We start from the raw sequence: 16,695 nt of genomic DNA on the forward strand, positions 1-16,695 counted from the left end.
ATTTGGCGATTAGGCCAAATGTTTTGTGTTGTCAACAGTTCCGATGTGCGGTGCGGAGTGGGGGGCGAATCTGTTCTGGGGGGCAGGAGCTAGTGGGCAGGACTGGGTGTTTTCGGGACGACCAGATCAATATACTTTTCGTACAGGTTTCGATATTCTAGTGTTTCTTTGAATGCAGAGAGTTCCTGACTGAATTCGTTTACGAATTCTTCCGATACATTTTTTTTGTTGAAAATGATGTAGAGGCCCGACTCCTTGACTATCAAATGCCGTATGGGAACGATGTTTTTTATGCCCAGCTTTTTGCGCAGATACAGGCCGTTGGCCAGTTCGGCCACGGTTGCGTCCAGCCGGCCTGCGGAAAGTTTCTTGAAATTCGTCTCATCGTTGCCGACTGTTTCCACCCGGCTGTTCGTCTGGATGAATTCCCAGAATTCGGGGGTGTAGCTGTATTGGCGCACTGCGCCGACCCGCATGCTTTGCAGCTCCTGCATCGATTCGATTTCATACCCCTTGCGGACCCATACCACCCAGGGCGAGCTGATGAGCGGTTCTTCGGGGTAGAGTGCGTATTGTTTTCTTTCCGGCGCGTAGTTGGCCGAGAAGAGGGCGTCCATGGTCCCGTTTTCGAGCATGGCAAGACACCGACTCCATGGGAGTGCGGTTATTGGGTGTTTCAGGGGGATGCCCATGCGTTGATACACCGCTTTCACGATTTGCACGGAGTATCCCGTGAGTTCGGTGTCCTGATACATCTGGTAGGGGGGCCAGATGTCACAGGCCAGCCGGTTTACCTGTCCGCCGTACCCAGCTTGGGGATATGCGACTGACAGGAAAACCAGCATGATCCATGTGGCAAAAGATTTCATATTGTAACCATACAGGCCGCTTTTCCGGCTGTACATTATTGTCTGTTCTGAAGTGATGTGGCCGCCCCCTAAGGCAGGACCGAGAACATCAGCGGGATGGTTGCCGCGCTGAGTGCCGTGGTCAGAAAGACCATGCGCGAGGCCAGCGGTGCATCGCAGCCGTAGGTTCGGCAGAGCGCCACCGTGAGCAGGGCGGAGGGCATGGCCGCTTCCAGCACCAGCACGTGCACTTCCCATGTATGCACGTGCATGAAGAGTGTCGGGAGCCAGATCAGCAGCGGCTTCAGGATCAGTTTGTTGGCGGCGACGAATGCTCCGATCATGGCCACGGAGGCAATGCCCCGGAATTTGAGCAGCACGCCCACAAGCAGGGTGACCATGAGCGTGTTGGCGTTTCCGACCAACCGGAGCCCCTGTATCACTGTTCCGCATATTGGATCATCCGTGGGCAGCCTGAAGCCGGACCACAGCAAACCGGCCACCACGGAGATGAAGATGGGCGAGCGGAAAAAGGCGAGGGCGGCCTTGAAGCGTGCGCCGGGGGCGGTCGCTTCGCTGCCGTAGTAGATGGCGATCATGGTACCGATGGTGAACAGGGCCGGGCCAACCCCGATTTCCGAGACCATGACGGCCTCGGTCATGGCGGCGGTGTTGCCGGGGAACACCTGGCTGATCAGCGCATAACCGAGCAGGGAAGAGCTGCCGAACCCGGAAACGAGAATCATTGCGCCGGATGCGGCCCGGTCCAGCCGGAGCAGCCGCGCGCCGATCCAGCCCAATGCCAGAGCCAGAATTTCCGCGCAGAGCATGATCAGCGCAAACCAGCTTTCCGACCAGTCCACGGTGGTGTGCGCCAGCGAGACGAATATCAGGGCCGGGAGCGTGCCGTGGGTAACCAGCTTGGCAAAAATGCCGCCGTGTTCTTGCCTGACAAATCCCTTGTGTCGGAGAAAAGCGGCAAAACCGATCAGCCCCAGCAGAATGATCACGGATGTGATCAGGCGGGAATAAATGGTCATGGTGCCTCACGTCGTTTTGTTTTGGTTTTTCTTTTCCGGCCGGAGCAGTTTGCGGCGGTTACTCGTCATTCGGGGGGTGTTCTTTTTCGCATTGGCAGGCAGCCAGCTGCCGGAATTTCTGGCCGGGCAGAATGGTGCCCATAATGATGGTGTGCGGCATGCGGATGTCCTGCAAGGTGTTGCAGAACATTGGGCCGAGCACTTGCGGGTCGTGCCGGTAGTTGAATTTCAGAACAACGCGCAATGTTTCGTAGTCTTGCCACATGACATCGGAAACATCGTTGAATTGGCCAAGCCTGTGCCGGATTCGCGTCAGCTCGTCCTGTTGTTGGTGCACTCCATGCAGTTGCCAGGAAACGAATCCGGCCACGAGTGCCACAAGGAACCATACATTGAAGATGACACGGAACAATGCCTTGGACATTGCTTTCAGGAGTTCGAACACGATTATCCTCCCTCTGGCAGACACGTTGTCTTTACGGTTTTACCCTCTCATTACATAAAAACGGCAGGATTGGATATGCGAATTGTTTTGGCTTTCTTTCTGCAACGGAAACAAAAGAGGGAGGAACAGGGACGTTGCCCGTTTTTTTCGGCAATAGCGTGGCCCGGTATCGGCTGTTTGAATAAAAGCGGCCCGTGCCGGAAACGGATATGCTTCCGGGGACGGGCCGTATCGCGATGCGTGGCAACGTGGTGCCAGCCAAAGGGCGAGCGTTTAGATTTCAGGGGCGGTCTTGGGCACCAGGCAGACCAGAACCAACGGTTCATCGCCGGTGTTCACGAGGTGATGCTCCTCGTCCGGGGCCACGTAGACCACGCTTCCGGGGCCGACGTCCATCTTCTCTCCGCCCTTGTCGATGGTCCCGGTGCCGGAATAATAGAACTGCTGGTGCTCCCACGGATGCGTGTGCATGGGAATTTGCGCGCCGGGCTGTAGCTCGATGACGCGCATGCAGAAATTGACGTCGTCGTCGGCCTTGCCGATGACCACCCGGCCGGAAACGCCGGGACCGGCCACGGGCAGGTCCTGTGCCGCAACATCCGTATAGTGAATGACCTTCATGCTCGTTACTCCTGTTTTTCGTATTGTATGATAATTCAAAGACAACCGTGCCCCGAAGACCCGATAACCGAGGCGTGGGACAAGCCGTCTGGATGTGTATTTGCCGGAAAGAAAAGTAGCACAAGCCTTGGGCGCAGGCCAAGGTCGTTTGTCTAACTGTCCATGTTGGAAATGGCGTTTAGGGGATCAATTGGGTGGACCGACAAAGTGAATTCATTTTTAGTATCGGCGCCAGATGAAGGCGTTCATCGACTCTGACAGCTATGAAATCGTGTCCTTAAAGAACGGGTGGAGATCGAGGCTGCCGAAGCTGAGAAGAAAGCGGAGGAGCAGGCCAAGCGTCACCACTCTACGAAGATGCGCGGGGGGCCTGTATACGGCAAGTAAAATTTCCAGCGTCGAGGACAGGTACTCCGTTCGGCGTTTCGGATGCACAAGGAGGGGGAGGTAGACCGCCCCAGCGCCCCGTTACGCATAGCGATTTTTTATTTCTACAGCTAAATTTTTTATGGCATTGAATGACCATTGGTAGGAAAAATGATTTTCCACTCGGACATCAATAATTGTTCCTTGGTGGCTTACAGTCGTGAAAACACTTTTTTTAAGGTCTTTCCCATAGAACTTTGACAGGTGCTTTATTGTCGACGCGCCATGCGCCACAATTATCTTTGGTTGTATTGTTTCTATGAGGTAATCGAATAAGGTCGTGTCTCTGTATGTTGCCTTTAACTCGTTTTCACGGGCGGATGGGAAAGGAAAAATATTTGTTTCCAAAACTTTTAATGGATTTGCATATTCAAAAAAAAGTTCAATTCTCTTTCTTGTTGGGCTAAATTTTCCATGGCGTTCTATATACTTTGTAATCCAGGATTCCTTATCACAACCTTTTTTTGGGGACCAATAGTCCCAAAAGCTGGTGGTCGTCGCGGGGTTTATGCCTACCAAAAAAATATCACAGCCAAATGGAAAACCTTTACATAGAAAAGGACGTGCTTCTGGATCATATCTTGTAAGCTCTTTAAGTTTACGATCAAAGGCTTCTATATTTTTCATATGTCACGAGTTCTTTAGTATATTGCTTCAGGTTTTTTTTTGATCATGAGCTGCAATATTTCAATTCTTTAGTACGCTGCATGCTTCTTCAAAGATCAGGTCTAGCTGATCTTGGCATTGATCGCTTGTAAACAGTTTAAACGTGGATAAATGCGGTAACCTTAGCAAGTGGACCGGGGCTTCGGTTCCAAACCTATCGAGTGTTGCCGTTATCTTTCCCCAATTGGTCTGAAAGGTTTTGGTGCTGATTTTGGGCGCCTTGTATGCGGATGAAATCAAAGAGCTAACCCTTTTGTGGGTTTCCGGGTCAATACAGACGAATAGTCTCGGTTTAACATGGCTCAGGACCTTTCCCCACAGGTGCTCTGCGAATATAAAAGTCTGTTTTTTATCGGCCAAATCTATCAAGCGAGGAGACCTGAAAGGCACGAAATAGCCACAAAGGGATTGCTCAATAAGTTGATCCCGATCAATGGACAACGCACCTTTTGCAATGATTTTCTCAAAAAGTAGCTGTATCTGTCTCTGCAGATTGGCTTGCCCTGGTTTTGCACTGCCCTTCCATTTTTCTACCAAGTACGAAGAGCCATTTTCACAACTTTCCCATGAATGCCCTTCAGGGATTGTTTTGCCACCGGGGTTCAAAGTGATCAGTGCGACGAGAGGATTTTTTAATGAGTTTTTACTGCCGTTTAAGAAACGCCAGCCTAATTGATGATTGCTGTTCTCATAAAACCGTTTAATCATCATTATGTATTCATCGAACCAATCTATATACTCCACGCAGGCCCTTTTGCATTGTTTGTTGTTGAATTTTTATGGTGTCACCCAACCATTGCCTTTGACCATTGTCAACGTCCAGAGGGCTAACTGGAATTTTTAAGCAATCGAAAGCACATGGCTTTATGGTTAGGAGTGTGTCTAGAAGAAAAACAAAGGGGACTTGCGACCATGCCGCAAGTCCCTGAAATTTTGGCGCGCCAGGGAGGATTCGAACCCCCGACCGTCGGCTTAGAAGGCCGATGCTCTATCCAACTGAGCTACTGGCGCATGGAGGTGATTTTAGTAATGCAAGCCCGGCCGCGGGGTCAAGCAAAAGGTTTTCGGACGCGGGCTTTCCTGTTATGTGGCTTGCCGACACAGTGCAAAGGAGCCGGACGTGCCGCATTTCGAATCATATGCCCGGGTGTGCGAATACATGGACAATCTCGGGCTGTTCAGCATGGACATGGGGCTGGGCCGGATGGAGTCCTTTTGGGAACGGCGGGGCGCGCCCGGCGTGCCCGTTGTGCATGTGGTGGGCACCAACGGCAAGGGCTCCACGTCCACGTTTCTCGAATCCATTGCCCGCGAAAACGGCGTGCGGACCGGGCTGTTCACCTCGCCCCATCTGGTGACCCCGCGCGAACGGGTGCGCATTTGCGGCCGCATGCTGGAGCCGGAAGACTGGACCCGGCTGGCCAACATGGTGCTGGCAACGCCCGGCGGTGCGGATCTTACCTATTTTGAATTTCAGACCTGTCTGGCCATGCTGGCCTTCATGGACGCGGGCGTTGATCTGGCCATAATGGAAGCCGGACTTGGCGGGCGTTATGACGCCACCAACGTGTTTGCGCCGGGGCTGACCCTGTTCACTCCGGTGGGGATGGACCATGAAGCCGTGCTCGGCAGCACGCTGGAAGCCATTGCGCGGGACAAGGCAGGGGCCATGCATGCCGGAGGCACGGCCATCACCGGGCCGCAGGAACCGGAAGCTCTGGCCGTGCTGGAAGAGCAGGCTCGCGCGGTGGGTGCAACCTTGCTGCACGCTTCGGATTTGATCGGTTTGGTTCCCGGAACTCTGGGTCTGCGCGGACCGCACCAGCAGGACAATGCCCGGCTGGCCTTGTCCGGCTGGCAGATTGCAGCCGAAATGTTTGGTCGCGATTCCGACCCCGAGGCCGTTGCCGCAGGGCTGGCCCAAGCGTTCATTCCCGGCCGTTTCCATTGTGTGCGCCCGGACGGGCTGCCTGATATCGTGCTGGACGGCGCGCACAACCTGCACGCGTTCAAGGCCCTTGCCCATACGTTGGAGCAGGAGGGCGTCCGCCCGCAGGCCGTGGTGTTCGCCTGTATGGCGGACAAGGATATTTCATCCATGGTTCCCCTGTTGCGGTCTATGAGCGATGGACCGATCCTTTGCCCGGCCATGCCGTGGGAGCGTGCAGCGCGGCCCGTTGATCTGGTTAAGGTGCTCGGCGGCAAAGCCGAGGCCACGGACGGCATGGCAACGGCCCTGCAACGGGTCGCCGACCTGCCCGGGCCGGTCCTCGTGTGCGGCTCCCTGTATTTACTGGCTGCATTTTATGAGTTATATCCTGAATTTCTCAGTCGAAATTCTCGCTAGAGCGCGCCGCGCAAGGAGCAACAGGATGTCCCGACTCTTTCAGCACCTTCCTTCGGTGGACCCGATTCTGACGGCATTGACCGACGATTCCACACTGGCGGCCCTGCCTCGGCCTCTGTTGCGTGAGCTGGTCAACGAATTTCTGGACATCAAGCGCGAGGAAATCCGTTCCGGCGTTGTTTCCGAGCCTGAGGAACTGGCGTTCGAGCGGCTGCTTCCTGCCGTCATGGCCATGGTTCGCGTCAAGGCCCGTCCGCATTTTCGGCGCGTGCTCAATGCCACGGGCGTGGTCATTCATACGAATATGGGCCGTTCCCTGCTTGCGCCCGAGGCCGTGCAGGCCGTGGTGGAAGCGTGCGCGCGCTATTCCAATCTCGAATTCGACCTCGCCACGGGCGAGCGGGGCAGCCGTTATTCCCACGTGGAGGAGTTGCTGTGCACCATCACCGGGGCCGAGGCCGCCGTGGTGGTCAACAACAACGCCGCAGCGGTCATGCTTATGCTCGACACGCTGGCCAAGGGGCGCGAGGTCATTGTCTCCCGAGGGCAGCTGGTGGAGATCGGCGGCTCGTTCCGCATCCCGGACGTGATGGCCAAGAGTGGCGCGACCCTGCGCGAGGTCGGGGCCACCAACCGTACCCATGTGCGTGATTACGAACAGGCCATCGGCGACAATACCGCCGCGCTCATGCGGGTGCACACTTCCAATTTCCGCATGGTCGGATTCACGGGCGAGGTGGACCTGCCGAGAATGCGCGAGCTCGGCGACCGCTACGGACTGCCCGTGCTGGAGGATTTGGGCAGCGGCACGCTGTTTCCTCTGGAAAGGGCGGGCATGCCGTCCGAACCCACGGTGCAGGAAGTGGTGCGACAGGGGGCGGATATCGTCAGTTTTTCCGGAGACAAGGTTCTGGGCGGCCCGCAGGCGGGCATCATCGTGGGGCGCGAGGAGTGGATATCGCGCATCAAGGTCAATCCCATGAACCGCGCATTGCGCATCGACAAGATGACCCTTGCCGCGCTGGAGGCCACTTTGCGCCTGTATCTGGACATGGACAGCGCGCGCACGGCCGTGCCGACATTGCGCATGATCACTGCGGAATACCGTCAGCTTCGCTCCCGTGCCGCGACCTTGCGCCGCACCTTGGACCGTGCCGTGGGCGAGCAGGTGGAAACGTCCGTGCGCCGGGGGGCATCCCGCGTGGGCGGCGGCGCATTCCCGGAGCGCGACCTTGAAACCGCGCTGGTGGCCGTGGTGCCGAAGAATATTTCCGTGGATGAACTCAGGCAGCGGCTTCTGGCCACGGACCCGCCGTTGGTGGGCCGCATTGAAGATAATGCCTTCTGCCTTGATCCGCGAACATTGGCTTCCGACGAATACCGGCTGGTTGCCGAGGCCCTGAATCAGGCCCTGCGGCAGTGACCGGGCATATGACAATACAGGAGAAATAATGAGCGATACCACCAGTGAACTGGAGCATAAGCCGCAAAGCGCGTGGAAGGTCTATTCCGCGCCCGGACACCGCGACGCCATGGACGCCATGGCCCGCGAATACGTGGACTTTTTGAGCCGCTGCAAAACCGAGCGGCTGGTCATGGACTATGTGCGGGAACGGGCTGCAGCCGCCGGGTTCAGCGAGGATTTCTCGGCTGACGCGGTCATGCGTATCCAGCGCGGCAAAACCGGATTTCTGGCCCGCAAGGGCAAACGCCCGCTTTCCGAAGGGTTTCGCCTTGTGGGCGCACACGCCGACTCCCCGCGTCTGGACCTCAAGCAACGCCCCTTGTACGAAGACACGGAAATCTGCCTTGCCAAGACCCACTATTACGGCGGCATCCGCAAGTATCAGTGGCTGACCATGCCGCTGGCCATGTATGGCGTGGTGGTCAAAAAGGACGGGGAAATCGTGCGCATTGCCGTGGGCGACGATCCTGCGGACCCGGTGCTGACCATCACCGATCTTTTGCCGCATCTGGCCTACAAGGAAGTGGAGAAAAAGGTTTCCGTGGCCTTTGAGGCCGAAAAGCTGAACGTTGTTCTTGGCCAATGCCCGGTCGATTCCGACGGGGAAGACGAAAAAGGCTTGGTCAAGAAACGGATTCTCACGTTGTTCAACGAGCGGTACGGCATTACCGAGGCCGATTTCATCAGCGCGGAATTGCAGGTGGTTCCGGCTGGTCCGGCCCGGTTTGTGGGGCTGGATTCCTCGCTTATCGGCGGGTACGGGCAGGATGACCGCTCCAGCGTATTTTGCGGACTGGAGGCATTGTTGGCCGAGACAGAACCGGAATATACGCAGATCGTCCTGTTCTGGGACAAGGAAGAGATCGGTTCGGATGGTGCCACCGGGGCCAAGTCCCTGTTTTTCGAGTACACCCTTGAAGAGCTGGTGGACGCATGGGAACCGGGAACCCGGCTTTCCCGCGTGATGATGAACGGTCAGGCCCTTTCTGCCGACGTGGCCGCCGCCGTGGACCCGGACCACAAGGACGTCCACGAAGAACGCAACGCCGCATACCTCGGGTACGGCCCATGCTTCAACAAGTTCACCGGCCATCGGGGCAAGGTGGCTGCCAACGATGCGCACCCCGAATTCATTGCCCGCTTGCGCGGTCTGTTTGATGAGGCGGGCATTCCGTGGCAGATGTCCGAACTGGGCAAGGTGGACGCCGGAGGCGGCGGCACCGTGGCCAAGTATCTGGCCGTGTACGGCATGGACATCATCGACGTGGGCGCTCCGGTGCTTTCCATGCACAGCCCGTTCGAGCTGTGCAGCAAGGCGGACATTTATGCCACCACCTTGGCGTTCCGCGAATTCCTGAAATCCTGATTCTGCAGAACGGGAACGTGATCAATATGAAGCCCCGGCCATAAGGCCGGGGCTTTTTTCGTGGTCATGTAACGGATTGCTCCAGGCCGCCGACTTGCCTTTCATGTCACCAATCCTCAATGCGAAAAGGAAAATGAACATGAAACGTACTGTATCGTTTGTCGTTGTGTTGTTGCTTTTTCTGACGGGATGCGCTTCCGGCGGATATTCCGATGGGCGCTCCGGGGGACGTTCCGGCGGGCGTCCTCAGGCCATGGAGCCGCCCCGCGCCGAAGATCAGCTTGCCGAGCTGCAATCCGTTTTGACTTTGAATCCCGGTCAGGTCGAGAAGATTCGTCCTGTCATCGAAGAACATCATGCGGAAATGGAGGCCATGTTCGAGCGGGCGCGCAAGGGCGGGCGGTCTGCCATGATGGAACTGCGGGATGAGATCAAGTTGCAGCACGATATCCTGCGCGATGCCCTTGAACAATTCCTGACTCCGGAACAAATGCAAAAGTATGACCAATTCATGAAGGAAAAGGAGCAGGCGTTTCAACAGCAGGGGCCGGGGCGCGGTGGTCCGGGCGGCGGGCGCGGCCATATGTGAATTTTTTGTTTGCATGGGCTCAAAAGTCGCGTATGCTTCAATCGAGTCCAAAGGAATGGTTTATGTGTAACTCCCCAACCAACCTGTAGTCATTTGACCGCGGAGTGTTTTCGGGAAATTCGCAACAAACTTCAGATTCCTTTTGAGAGCCCCCGGTTTTTCCGGGGGCCTTCTCGTTTTTGAAGGCGGGTGCTTTCTTTACTTTGGTTTGCCGTGTTTGCATCTTGAGCAGAAAGCGGGAATCATTTACCATCCCTGTCTGGATTCAAGCCTGCAAAAGCAAGGAGAGCCAATGCCCGTCGTCATGGGAACCGCCGGTCACATCGACCATGGCAAGACAACGCTGGTCAAGGCGCTTACCGGAATCGATTGCGACCGACTTTCCGAAGAAAAAAAGCGCGGTATCACCATAGAATTGGGGTTTGCATTCCTTGATTTCGAGGATGGCTCCCGTCTTTCCGTGGTGGACGTGCCCGGGCACGAAAAGTTCGTCAAGAACATGGTGGCCGGGGCCGCCGGCATTGATTTCGTTCTTCTGGTCATTGCTGCGGACGAAGGCATCATGCCCCAGACCCGCGAACATCTGGACATCTGCTCCCTGTTGGGTATCCGCACCGGCATGGTCGCCCTGACCAAGACGGACATGGTGGACGAGGAATGGCTGGAAATGGTTCAGGAAGAGGTGGTCGCCTACCTTGAGCCGACTTTTTTGTCCGGCTGTGTCATCGTGCCTGTTTCCGGACGCACCGGAGAGGGCGTGGCAGAGCTCAAAAAGGAATTGGCCGCGCTCAAGGCCGGGTTTGCGGCAAAGCGGCGGTCCGATCTGGCCCGGCTCCCTGTGGACCGCGTCTTCACCATGAAGGGGCACGGCACGGTGGTCACCGGAACGCTGGTTTCCGGCTCCTTGCAGGTGGGCGAGGACGTGCAGCTTTTTCCCGATGACCGCACCGCCCGGGTTCGCGGTTTGCAGTCCCATGGAATAAGTGTGGAGCAGGCTCCGGCAGGACGGCGCACGGCCGTCAATCTTCAGGGCGTGGACGTGGCCGATATGCAGCGCGGACAGGTGCTGGCGCGTCCGGGCACGCTTTTTCCTCATGACAGCTGGGTGGTGGAGCTTTCCTTGCTGGAATCGTCGCCCCTGCCGCTCAAGCACCGCAAGGAAATTCATTTTCACCACGGCGCGCGGGAGGTTCTGGCCAGAATCCATTTGTTGGACCGCGACAAGCTCATGCCGGGCGAGACCGCCATTTGCCAGATGCGTTTTCCCACTCCGTTGGCGGGCGTATATGGCGACAGGGTGGTCCTGCGCTCGTTCTCGCCGCTGCGGACCATTGCGGGCGGCCGCATCCTCAGCCCGTCCGCACATGCCATCAAGCGTTTTTCCCCGGCTGTGGACGGCCTTGCCGCGTTGACTTCCGATTCCCCGGAGGAGGTCATTCTTGGCCAGCTTGGTCTGGCCGGAGCCAATGGTGTGAGTTTTGCCGAACTCATGACCATGTCCGACCTTGAGTCCAAGGCGCTGGAAAAGCATTTGGGCACCATGGCCGGACAGCAAAAGGTCGCCCTGTTCGACAAGGAGGAGCGTCGGTATGTGTCCGGTGCGCTTGTTGCCGGATTGCAGGATTCCCTGCTGGCGTTTTTGGCCGATTTCCATGCCCGCGAATCCATGAAGCCCGGCATGGCGCGGGGCGAGATAGCCTCGTCATGGGGCAGAGGCTTGCCCGCCAAATTGTTTCACCTCGTGGTGGAGCGGCTCGTGAAAAAGGGCGACGTGGTGGCGGACCAGCAGGTTTTGCGGCTCAAGGATCACAAGGTCTCGTTGGCTTCGGACACCGAGCTTGTGCGCGAGACCCTGTTGCGGGCTTATGAAAAGGGCGGCATTCGTCCGCCCAATCTCAAGGACGCGCTGGAACCAACGGGCATGAGTCCGCGCGAGGCCGCGCCCGTATTGCAGGTGCTGCGAGATCAGGGCGAGTTGGTCAGGATCAACGAGGACATGTATTACCATGCCCCTGCGCTGGAAGACCTCAAAAACCGCGTGCGGGGCTTTCTTGCCGACCATGAGGAGATGAGCGCACGCGATTTCAAGGACATGACCGACCTGAGCCGCAAGTTCATCATTCCGGTGCTGGAATTTTTCGACAAGGAAAAGCTGACCGTGCGCGTGGGCGACGTGCGTCATCTGCGCAAGGGGACGTCTTCGTGAGAGGCAGGCCGGGCATAATGCTTGACACCATGGTGGGCAGATTTTAGGCCATGTATATCATGAATTGTGTGTGCAAACAGCTATGTATTTTGGCCCTGTGCCTTGTGGTAGCCGGTTGCGGCGCGCGCCGCAGTGCCGGCCAGGCCGATTCCGGCCCCAAGGCCGACCTTGCCCAGCAGGTCGTGGACAAGTCTGTGCGCGCAATGGAAGATTTCATGAAGCGCGATCCTGATCACGGGGTCGCGTTTCTTGTTGAGAACGCTGCCGGAATCATGATTTTTCCCTCGGTAGGCAAGGTCGGTTTCGTGGCGGCCTTTGAAGGCGGCACCGGCGTTGCCTGCGCGCACACGGACCGGGGGTGGAGTTACCCCTCGTTCATGGCTTTGAGCGGGGCTTCGGTGGGCTTGCAGGCGGGAATCAAAGGTGGAGCCGTTGTGTTGGTATTCCTGAGCCGGGAACTGTTCGAAGACGCGCTGGCGGGTGGCGTTTCCTACAAGCTGCGCGGCGGCCTGACCATCTGGAACCTGAGCGACGGCAACACGCCGTGGGGATTGACCCGCGAACTGGACACCGTGCTGCTCACCGATTGGGACGGCTTTTACGCCGGGGCTTCGCTGGGCGGGGCCGGGCTGGCCGGACGTACTCCATTGAATGAAGCCTATTACGGTGTGAACGGCATTGACGCCGGGGATATTCTCTTTCACTCCCGGCACGTGAATTTCGGAGCGGACAGCCTTCGCGGGCTTCTGGACTCCATGCATTTGGAGCAAAACAAAAAGGACGGAATGTTTGTCATTCCGTCCTCTTGATTCCACTGGGGTGAGTGATGGGACTTGAACCCACGGCCACTTGGGCCACAACCAAGTGCTCTACCAACTGAGCTACACCCACCGTGTGAGGGGGTACGTTTATCCAACTCGCCCTTGATGGTCAAGCAAAGAAAACAAAAAAAAGGAAAAATACATGGATAAGTTGATTGTGGAAGGTGGTGTTCCGTTGCATGGACGGATTACCGTGAGCGGTTCCAAGAACGCGGCCCTGCCCATTCTCATGGCCTGTCTGCTGGCCGAAGGGCCTGTGGCGCTTTCCAATGTTCCGCGGCTGCGCGATATTCATACCTCACTCCGTTTGCTGGACATCCTGGGTTGCGAAACCGAGTTTTCCGGCAACGAGGCTACCTCCTGCGTCACCAATCTCAGCCCGGAAGCCCCGTATGATCTGGTCAAGACCATGCGCGCGTCCGTGTTGTGCCTTGGCCCGCTGCTGGCGCGTCTGGGCGAGGCCCGGGTGGCCCTGCCGGGCGGTTGCGCCATCGGTGCCCGGCCTGTGGACCTTCACCTCAAGGGACTGGAGCGCATGGGGGCCGAGTTCGAATTGACCGAAGGATACATCCTCGGCAAAAGCGGTCGCCTCAAGGGCGCGCACATCACCTTTGATTTTCCCACGGTGGGCGGCACGGAAAACCTGCTTATGGCCGCAAGCCTTGCCGAGGGCGAGACAATTCTTGAAAACGCGGCCCGCGAGCCCGAGGTCACGGACCTTGCCAACTTTCTCAATGCCATGGGCGCCAAGATCACCGGGCAGGGGACCAGCGTGCTCCGCGTGCAGGGCGTGGAAAAACTGACCGGCTGCTCGTACCGGGTCATGCCGGACCGCATTGAGGCCGGAACATATCTGGTGGCGGCCGCCATTACCGGCGGGGAATTGGAAGTGGCGGATTGCCCGTTTCAGGAGCTGGACGCGGTGAGCTACAAGTTGCGCGAGATGGGTGTTTGGCTCGAGGAACGGGATGACCATGTGTTGGTTCGTCCAGAAGGGCGCATTCGGGGCGTGGACGTGGTCACCCAGCCGTATCCGGGATTCCCCACGGACATGCAGGCCCAGCTCATGGCCCTGATGTGCGTTGCGGACGGCACCGGCTCCATCGAGGAAAAGATTTTTGAGAATCGTTTCATGCACGTTCAGGAATTGGCGCGGCTCGGTGCCAACATTACCCTGAAAGGACGTATGGGCATCGTGCGCGGCGTGGATCAGCTTGTGGGCGCGCAGGTCATGGCTTCGGATCTGCGGGCTTCGGCCTCACTGGTTTTGGCCGGTTTGGCCGCTTCGGGCAGGACCGAAATATCCCGCATCTATCATCTGGATCGCGGCTATGAAGGCATAGAGGACAAGCTCTCTGGCGTTGGCGCGCGTATCTGGAGGGAAAAGGAATAGCATGGCCCATGGCCGTTCTTCCATAACGTTGCAAACGGACCTGCCCGGGCTGCTGCCTTGGCAGGTCTTTTTTTTGTCGTTGGTGTTTGGCGTCATGGCTGTTCGGTATCCTGTTGCCGCTCTCGTCGCCTGGTTTTGCCTTGGAGCAGTGGACCATTTGTTGCGGTACGGCCGTTTTTTTTCGGGCCGGTGGTGGGCGTGTCTGTTGCTGGCGTTGCTGTCCGGTTTTGTTGTCGGCACCCTGTCATTGCCTGCTCCTGCGCCGCCTGTTCCCGAATGGATGGAGCAACGCCGTATGGTTACGCTTTCCGGTGTTGTTGATCAGGTGGTGACCCGCCCGGAGCACAAACTGAAGATCGTGCTTGAGGATATCGCATGCATTGTGCCGCAGGGGGAGCGGGAAACACTTGCCGGGAAGTTGGTCTGGACGTGGCAATATCCCGGGCATCGGCCCGAACCCGGGCAGCGTGTGCGTTTACATGTTCGGCCGCGTCCGGTGCGTGGGTTTCGTAACGCGGGCGTGTGGGATTATGCGTGGTACTGGCGGTTGCGCGGAGTTTACTGGCAGGCGTGGACCCGGGGGAAGCGCAATGCTCCACAATGGGGACCGGCTCCGCAAAATGTTTCATGGGCTGTTCGGGAGAAGGTCGGCATGACGGTGCGTACCGCCGTGCCCGAAACGCAGGGCGGGGCCTTGGTGCATGCCCTGCTGACCGGGGACAGAAGCCAACTGAGCACAAAAACGGTTCGGGCCATGCGCCGGGCCGGACTTTCGCATACCCTTGCCCTTTCCGGCCTGCATGTGGGGTTCATGGCACTCATGGGTGTGGGGCTTGCCTTCATGGGGGGATGGGTTTGGCCGGATATCTATCTGCATGTGCCACGGCCCCGTCTGGCCGTTCTCCTGGCTGCGCCACTGGTGTTTTTTTATGTCTGGCTTGGCCAGCCTTCAGCGTCCCTGTTGCGGGCTGGGATCATGTTTGGCTTTTGGGGAGCCCTGTTGTGGGCCGGTCGTGGCCGCGTATTGCTGGACGGACTGTTTGCGGCTCTGGCCGTGCTTGTTCTGTTCGATCCCACGTCCGTTTTCGATTTGAGCATGCAAATGTCCGGCGTTGCCGTGGCAGGTATCGCCGTATTGTTTCCGTTGTCGTTGCACATGCTGCCTTCGGGGCATGGCCTTTTCTCGCGCGTGTTCCGTTGGGCCGGGGCCCTTCTGTGCATCAGCGTTTGCGCCAATCTTGCCTTGTTGCCGCTCCTCTCGTGGAATTTCGGCATGGTGGCGCTCAATCCTTTGTTGAATCTGGTCTGGATTCCGCTTCTTGGATGTGCGGTCATGCCGCTGGGGGTGCTTGGAACCCTTTGTTCGCTTGTTTTCGGGTGGACTCTGCCATTGGTTTTTTCTGCGCGGATAGCCGACGGCATGCTGAAAATGTTATACTATGCGGGAGATTCGGGTTTTTCTCCTCTGGTGGCAGTGTTGCGTCCTCTCTGGCCTGAAATTCTGGGATTTGCCTTGTTGATGCTCGGAATGCTGATTGCCGTGCGCCGTGCCGGACACAGGAGTTTGCCGGTCATGGGGGTGGCCGGGCTTGTGCTGCTGGTCGGTCCCCATTGGCAGGTTGCCATGCACGATGCGCAGGATAGGGCGAGTCTGACCATGCTGGACGTGGGGCAGGGACAGGCCGTGTTGGTGTCGTTGCCCGGTGGACGGCGGTATCTCGTGGATGGGGGCGGTACTGCCAGCCGCACTTTTGACATCGGCGAGGCGGTGGTCGGTCCTTTCCTTTCCGGTGGTCGCGCGCCTCGGTTGGAAGGCGTATTGTTGTCCCATTCCGACTATGACCACTCGCAGGGGTTGTGTCACATTCTCGAATATTTTGATGTGAACGTGCTGTACGCCAATAGGCCGTTGCCTTCCGGAAGCACCGGGCAGCGCATGCAGGCCGCTGTCAGCAGGGCCGGGCTGGTTGCCCGGGGCCTGTATGCCGGTGGGCGCATTGAACTCGGCAACGGCTATTCTTTTGAGTGTTTCAATCCGGTGGGCGACTCCGTATCGGCTTCGGTCAATGACCGTTCTCAGGTTGTGCGTCTGGAGTGCGAAGGGCGGGGACTGGCTCTTTTGTGTGGCGACGTGGAATCACCGGTGTTGGAGAGGCTGGCCCGTGGGACGAATGATTTGAGGTGTTCTGTTCTGGTTGTGCCGCATCACGGCAGCAGGGGCAGCTTGGCCCCTGCGTTTTATGACGTGGTGGGGGCGCGATACGCTGTCTGTTCATGCGGGTATCTCAATCGGTATGGTTTTCCAGCAAAGGATGTTGTCCGCGCATTGCAGCGGCGAGGTACTGCATTGTGGACCACGGCGGATTGCGGCATGATTCGGGTAACGTGGCCACGGGGCAATGCCGGGAACATGAACATGTGGTTCGAGGCCGGGGCAGGAGTCAAATAATGCCGGGTAGGCG

14 protein-coding genes and 2 tRNA genes are annotated in these 16,695 nt (G+C 57.7%); 8 read left to right on the forward strand and 8 right to left on the reverse strand.

Annotated features, from left to right (window positions below):
- Window positions 1-89: 89 nt before the first annotated feature.
- From F8A88_RS03815 to F8A88_RS03845, 7 genes are all read right to left on the reverse strand, one after another.
- On the reverse strand, window positions 90-869 hold the full coding sequence (locus tag F8A88_RS03815; RefSeq protein ID WP_161598332.1) for a substrate-binding periplasmic protein: 780 nt from the start codon (window positions 867-869) through the stop codon (window positions 90-92).
- A 68-nt stretch (window positions 870-937) separates the two neighbouring features.
- Entirely contained in the window at window positions 938-1,888 is a 951-nt protein-coding gene (locus tag F8A88_RS03820; RefSeq protein WP_151149766.1) for an AEC family transporter, read from the reverse strand.
- 58 nt (window positions 1,889-1,946) lie between these two features.
- Window positions 1,947-2,333: a hypothetical protein gene (locus tag F8A88_RS03825; protein ID WP_151149767.1), complete on the reverse strand. Its 387-nt coding sequence runs from the start codon at window positions 2,331-2,333 to the stop codon at window positions 1,947-1,949.
- Between the two features lie 273 nt (window positions 2,334-2,606).
- Window positions 2,607-2,954 (reverse strand): cupin domain-containing protein, encoded by a 348-nt coding sequence (locus tag F8A88_RS03830; RefSeq protein ID WP_151149768.1) that lies wholly within the window; start codon window positions 2,952-2,954, stop codon window positions 2,607-2,609.
- A gap of 468 nt (window positions 2,955-3,422) precedes the next feature.
- Window positions 3,423-4,007, reverse strand: a complete 585-nt coding sequence (locus F8A88_RS03835) for a hypothetical protein (RefSeq protein WP_151149769.1) — start codon at window positions 4,005-4,007, stop codon at window positions 3,423-3,425.
- Between the two features lie 60 nt (window positions 4,008-4,067).
- The gene (locus tag F8A88_RS03840; RefSeq protein WP_151149770.1) at window positions 4,068-4,757 is read right to left on the reverse strand and encodes a hypothetical protein; all 690 of its coding nucleotides are present in this window, start codon (window positions 4,755-4,757) and stop codon (window positions 4,068-4,070) included.
- 223 nt (window positions 4,758-4,980) lie between these two features.
- Window positions 4,981-5,057: transfer RNA gene (locus F8A88_RS03845), tRNA-Arg, on the reverse strand.
- 109 nt (window positions 5,058-5,166) lie between these two features.
- Here F8A88_RS03845 and F8A88_RS03850 point away from each other — a divergent pair.
- The 6 genes from F8A88_RS03850 to F8A88_RS03875 all read left to right on the forward strand — a co-directional run bounded on the left by F8A88_RS03850 (window position 5,167) and on the right by F8A88_RS03875 (window position 12,828).
- Window positions 5,167-6,393 (forward strand): bifunctional folylpolyglutamate synthase/dihydrofolate synthase, encoded by a 1,227-nt coding sequence (locus F8A88_RS03850; RefSeq protein ID WP_241667329.1) that lies wholly within the window; start codon window positions 5,167-5,169, stop codon window positions 6,391-6,393.
- A 25-nt stretch (window positions 6,394-6,418) separates the two neighbouring features.
- Complete coding sequence (gene selA, locus F8A88_RS03855; protein ID WP_151149771.1) at window positions 6,419-7,816, forward strand: L-seryl-tRNA(Sec) selenium transferase; 1,398 nt, start codon at window positions 6,419-6,421, stop codon at window positions 7,814-7,816.
- 28 nt (window positions 7,817-7,844) lie between these two features.
- Window positions 7,845-9,224 carry an aminopeptidase gene (locus F8A88_RS03860; protein WP_151149772.1) on the forward strand — a complete coding sequence of 460 codons (1,380 nt, stop codon included), beginning with the start codon at window positions 7,845-7,847 and terminating at the stop codon, window positions 9,222-9,224.
- A gap of 139 nt (window positions 9,225-9,363) precedes the next feature.
- A complete protein-coding gene (locus F8A88_RS03865; protein ID WP_151149773.1) occupies window positions 9,364-9,813 on the forward strand; it encodes an MCP four helix bundle domain-containing protein in 450 nt (149 codons plus the stop codon).
- 292 nt (window positions 9,814-10,105) lie between these two features.
- Window positions 10,106-12,019, forward strand: coding sequence for a selenocysteine-specific translation elongation factor (gene selB, locus F8A88_RS03870; protein ID WP_151149774.1), 1,914 nt, complete (start codon window positions 10,106-10,108; stop codon window positions 12,017-12,019).
- Window positions 12,020-12,069: 50 nt separating this feature from the next.
- Window positions 12,070-12,828 carry a lipid-binding SYLF domain-containing protein gene (locus F8A88_RS03875; RefSeq protein ID WP_151149775.1) on the forward strand — a complete coding sequence of 253 codons (759 nt, stop codon included), beginning with the start codon at window positions 12,070-12,072 and terminating at the stop codon, window positions 12,826-12,828.
- A 6-nt stretch (window positions 12,829-12,834) separates the two neighbouring features.
- Here F8A88_RS03875 and F8A88_RS03880 read toward each other — a convergent pair.
- Window positions 12,835-12,910 (reverse strand) — tRNA-His (locus F8A88_RS03880).
- A gap of 72 nt (window positions 12,911-12,982) precedes the next feature.
- On the opposite strand from F8A88_RS03880, the gene murA reads away from it, so the two are divergent.
- Both murA and F8A88_RS03890 read left to right on the forward strand, forming a co-directional pair.
- Window positions 12,983-14,233: a UDP-N-acetylglucosamine 1-carboxyvinyltransferase gene (murA, locus tag F8A88_RS03885; RefSeq protein ID WP_151149776.1), complete on the forward strand. Its 1,251-nt coding sequence runs from the start codon at window positions 12,983-12,985 to the stop codon at window positions 14,231-14,233.
- 1 nt (window position 14,234) lies between these two features.
- Window positions 14,235-16,682, forward strand: coding sequence for a DNA internalization-related competence protein ComEC/Rec2 (locus tag F8A88_RS03890; protein WP_151149777.1), 2,448 nt, complete (start codon window positions 14,235-14,237; stop codon window positions 16,680-16,682).
- Window positions 16,683-16,695: the final 13 nt, after the last annotated feature.

This window comes from Pseudodesulfovibrio senegalensis, assembly GCF_008830225.1.
GTDB classification, from domain to species: domain Bacteria; phylum Desulfobacterota; class Desulfovibrionia; order Desulfovibrionales; family Desulfovibrionaceae; genus Pseudodesulfovibrio; species Pseudodesulfovibrio senegalensis.

What these genes read in the sequence shown, in the direction of transcription:
- F8A88_RS03815 (WP_161598332.1), bottom strand. Translation starts at nt 869, where the DNA reads ATGAAATCTTTTGCCACATGGATCATGCTGGTTTTCCTGTCAGTCGCA.
- F8A88_RS03820 (WP_151149766.1), bottom strand. Translation starts at nt 1,888, where the DNA reads ATGACCATTTATTCCCGCCTGATCACATCCGTGATCATTCTGCTGGGG.
- F8A88_RS03830 (WP_151149768.1), bottom strand. Translation starts at nt 2,954, where the DNA reads ATGAAGGTCATTCACTATACGGATGTTGCGGCACAGGACCTGCCCGTG.
- F8A88_RS03835 (WP_151149769.1), bottom strand. Translation starts at nt 4,007, where the DNA reads ATGAAAAATATAGAAGCCTTTGATCGTAAACTTAAAGAGCTTACAAGA.
- F8A88_RS03840 (WP_151149770.1), bottom strand. Translation starts at nt 4,757, where the DNA reads ATGATGATTAAACGGTTTTATGAGAACAGCAATCATCAATTAGGCTGG.
- selA (WP_151149771.1), top strand. Translation starts at nt 6,419, where the DNA reads ATGTCCCGACTCTTTCAGCACCTTCCTTCGGTGGACCCGATTCTGACG.
- F8A88_RS03860 (WP_151149772.1), top strand. Translation starts at nt 7,845, where the DNA reads ATGAGCGATACCACCAGTGAACTGGAGCATAAGCCGCAAAGCGCGTGG.
- F8A88_RS03865 (WP_151149773.1), top strand. Translation starts at nt 9,364, where the DNA reads ATGAAACGTACTGTATCGTTTGTCGTTGTGTTGTTGCTTTTTCTGACG.
- selB (WP_151149774.1), top strand. Translation starts at nt 10,106, where the DNA reads ATGCCCGTCGTCATGGGAACCGCCGGTCACATCGACCATGGCAAGACA.
- F8A88_RS03875 (WP_151149775.1), top strand. Translation starts at nt 12,070, where the DNA reads ATGTATATCATGAATTGTGTGTGCAAACAGCTATGTATTTTGGCCCTG.
- murA (WP_151149776.1), top strand. Translation starts at nt 12,983, where the DNA reads ATGGATAAGTTGATTGTGGAAGGTGGTGTTCCGTTGCATGGACGGATT.
- F8A88_RS03890 (WP_151149777.1), top strand. Translation starts at nt 14,235, where the DNA reads ATGGCCCATGGCCGTTCTTCCATAACGTTGCAAACGGACCTGCCCGGG.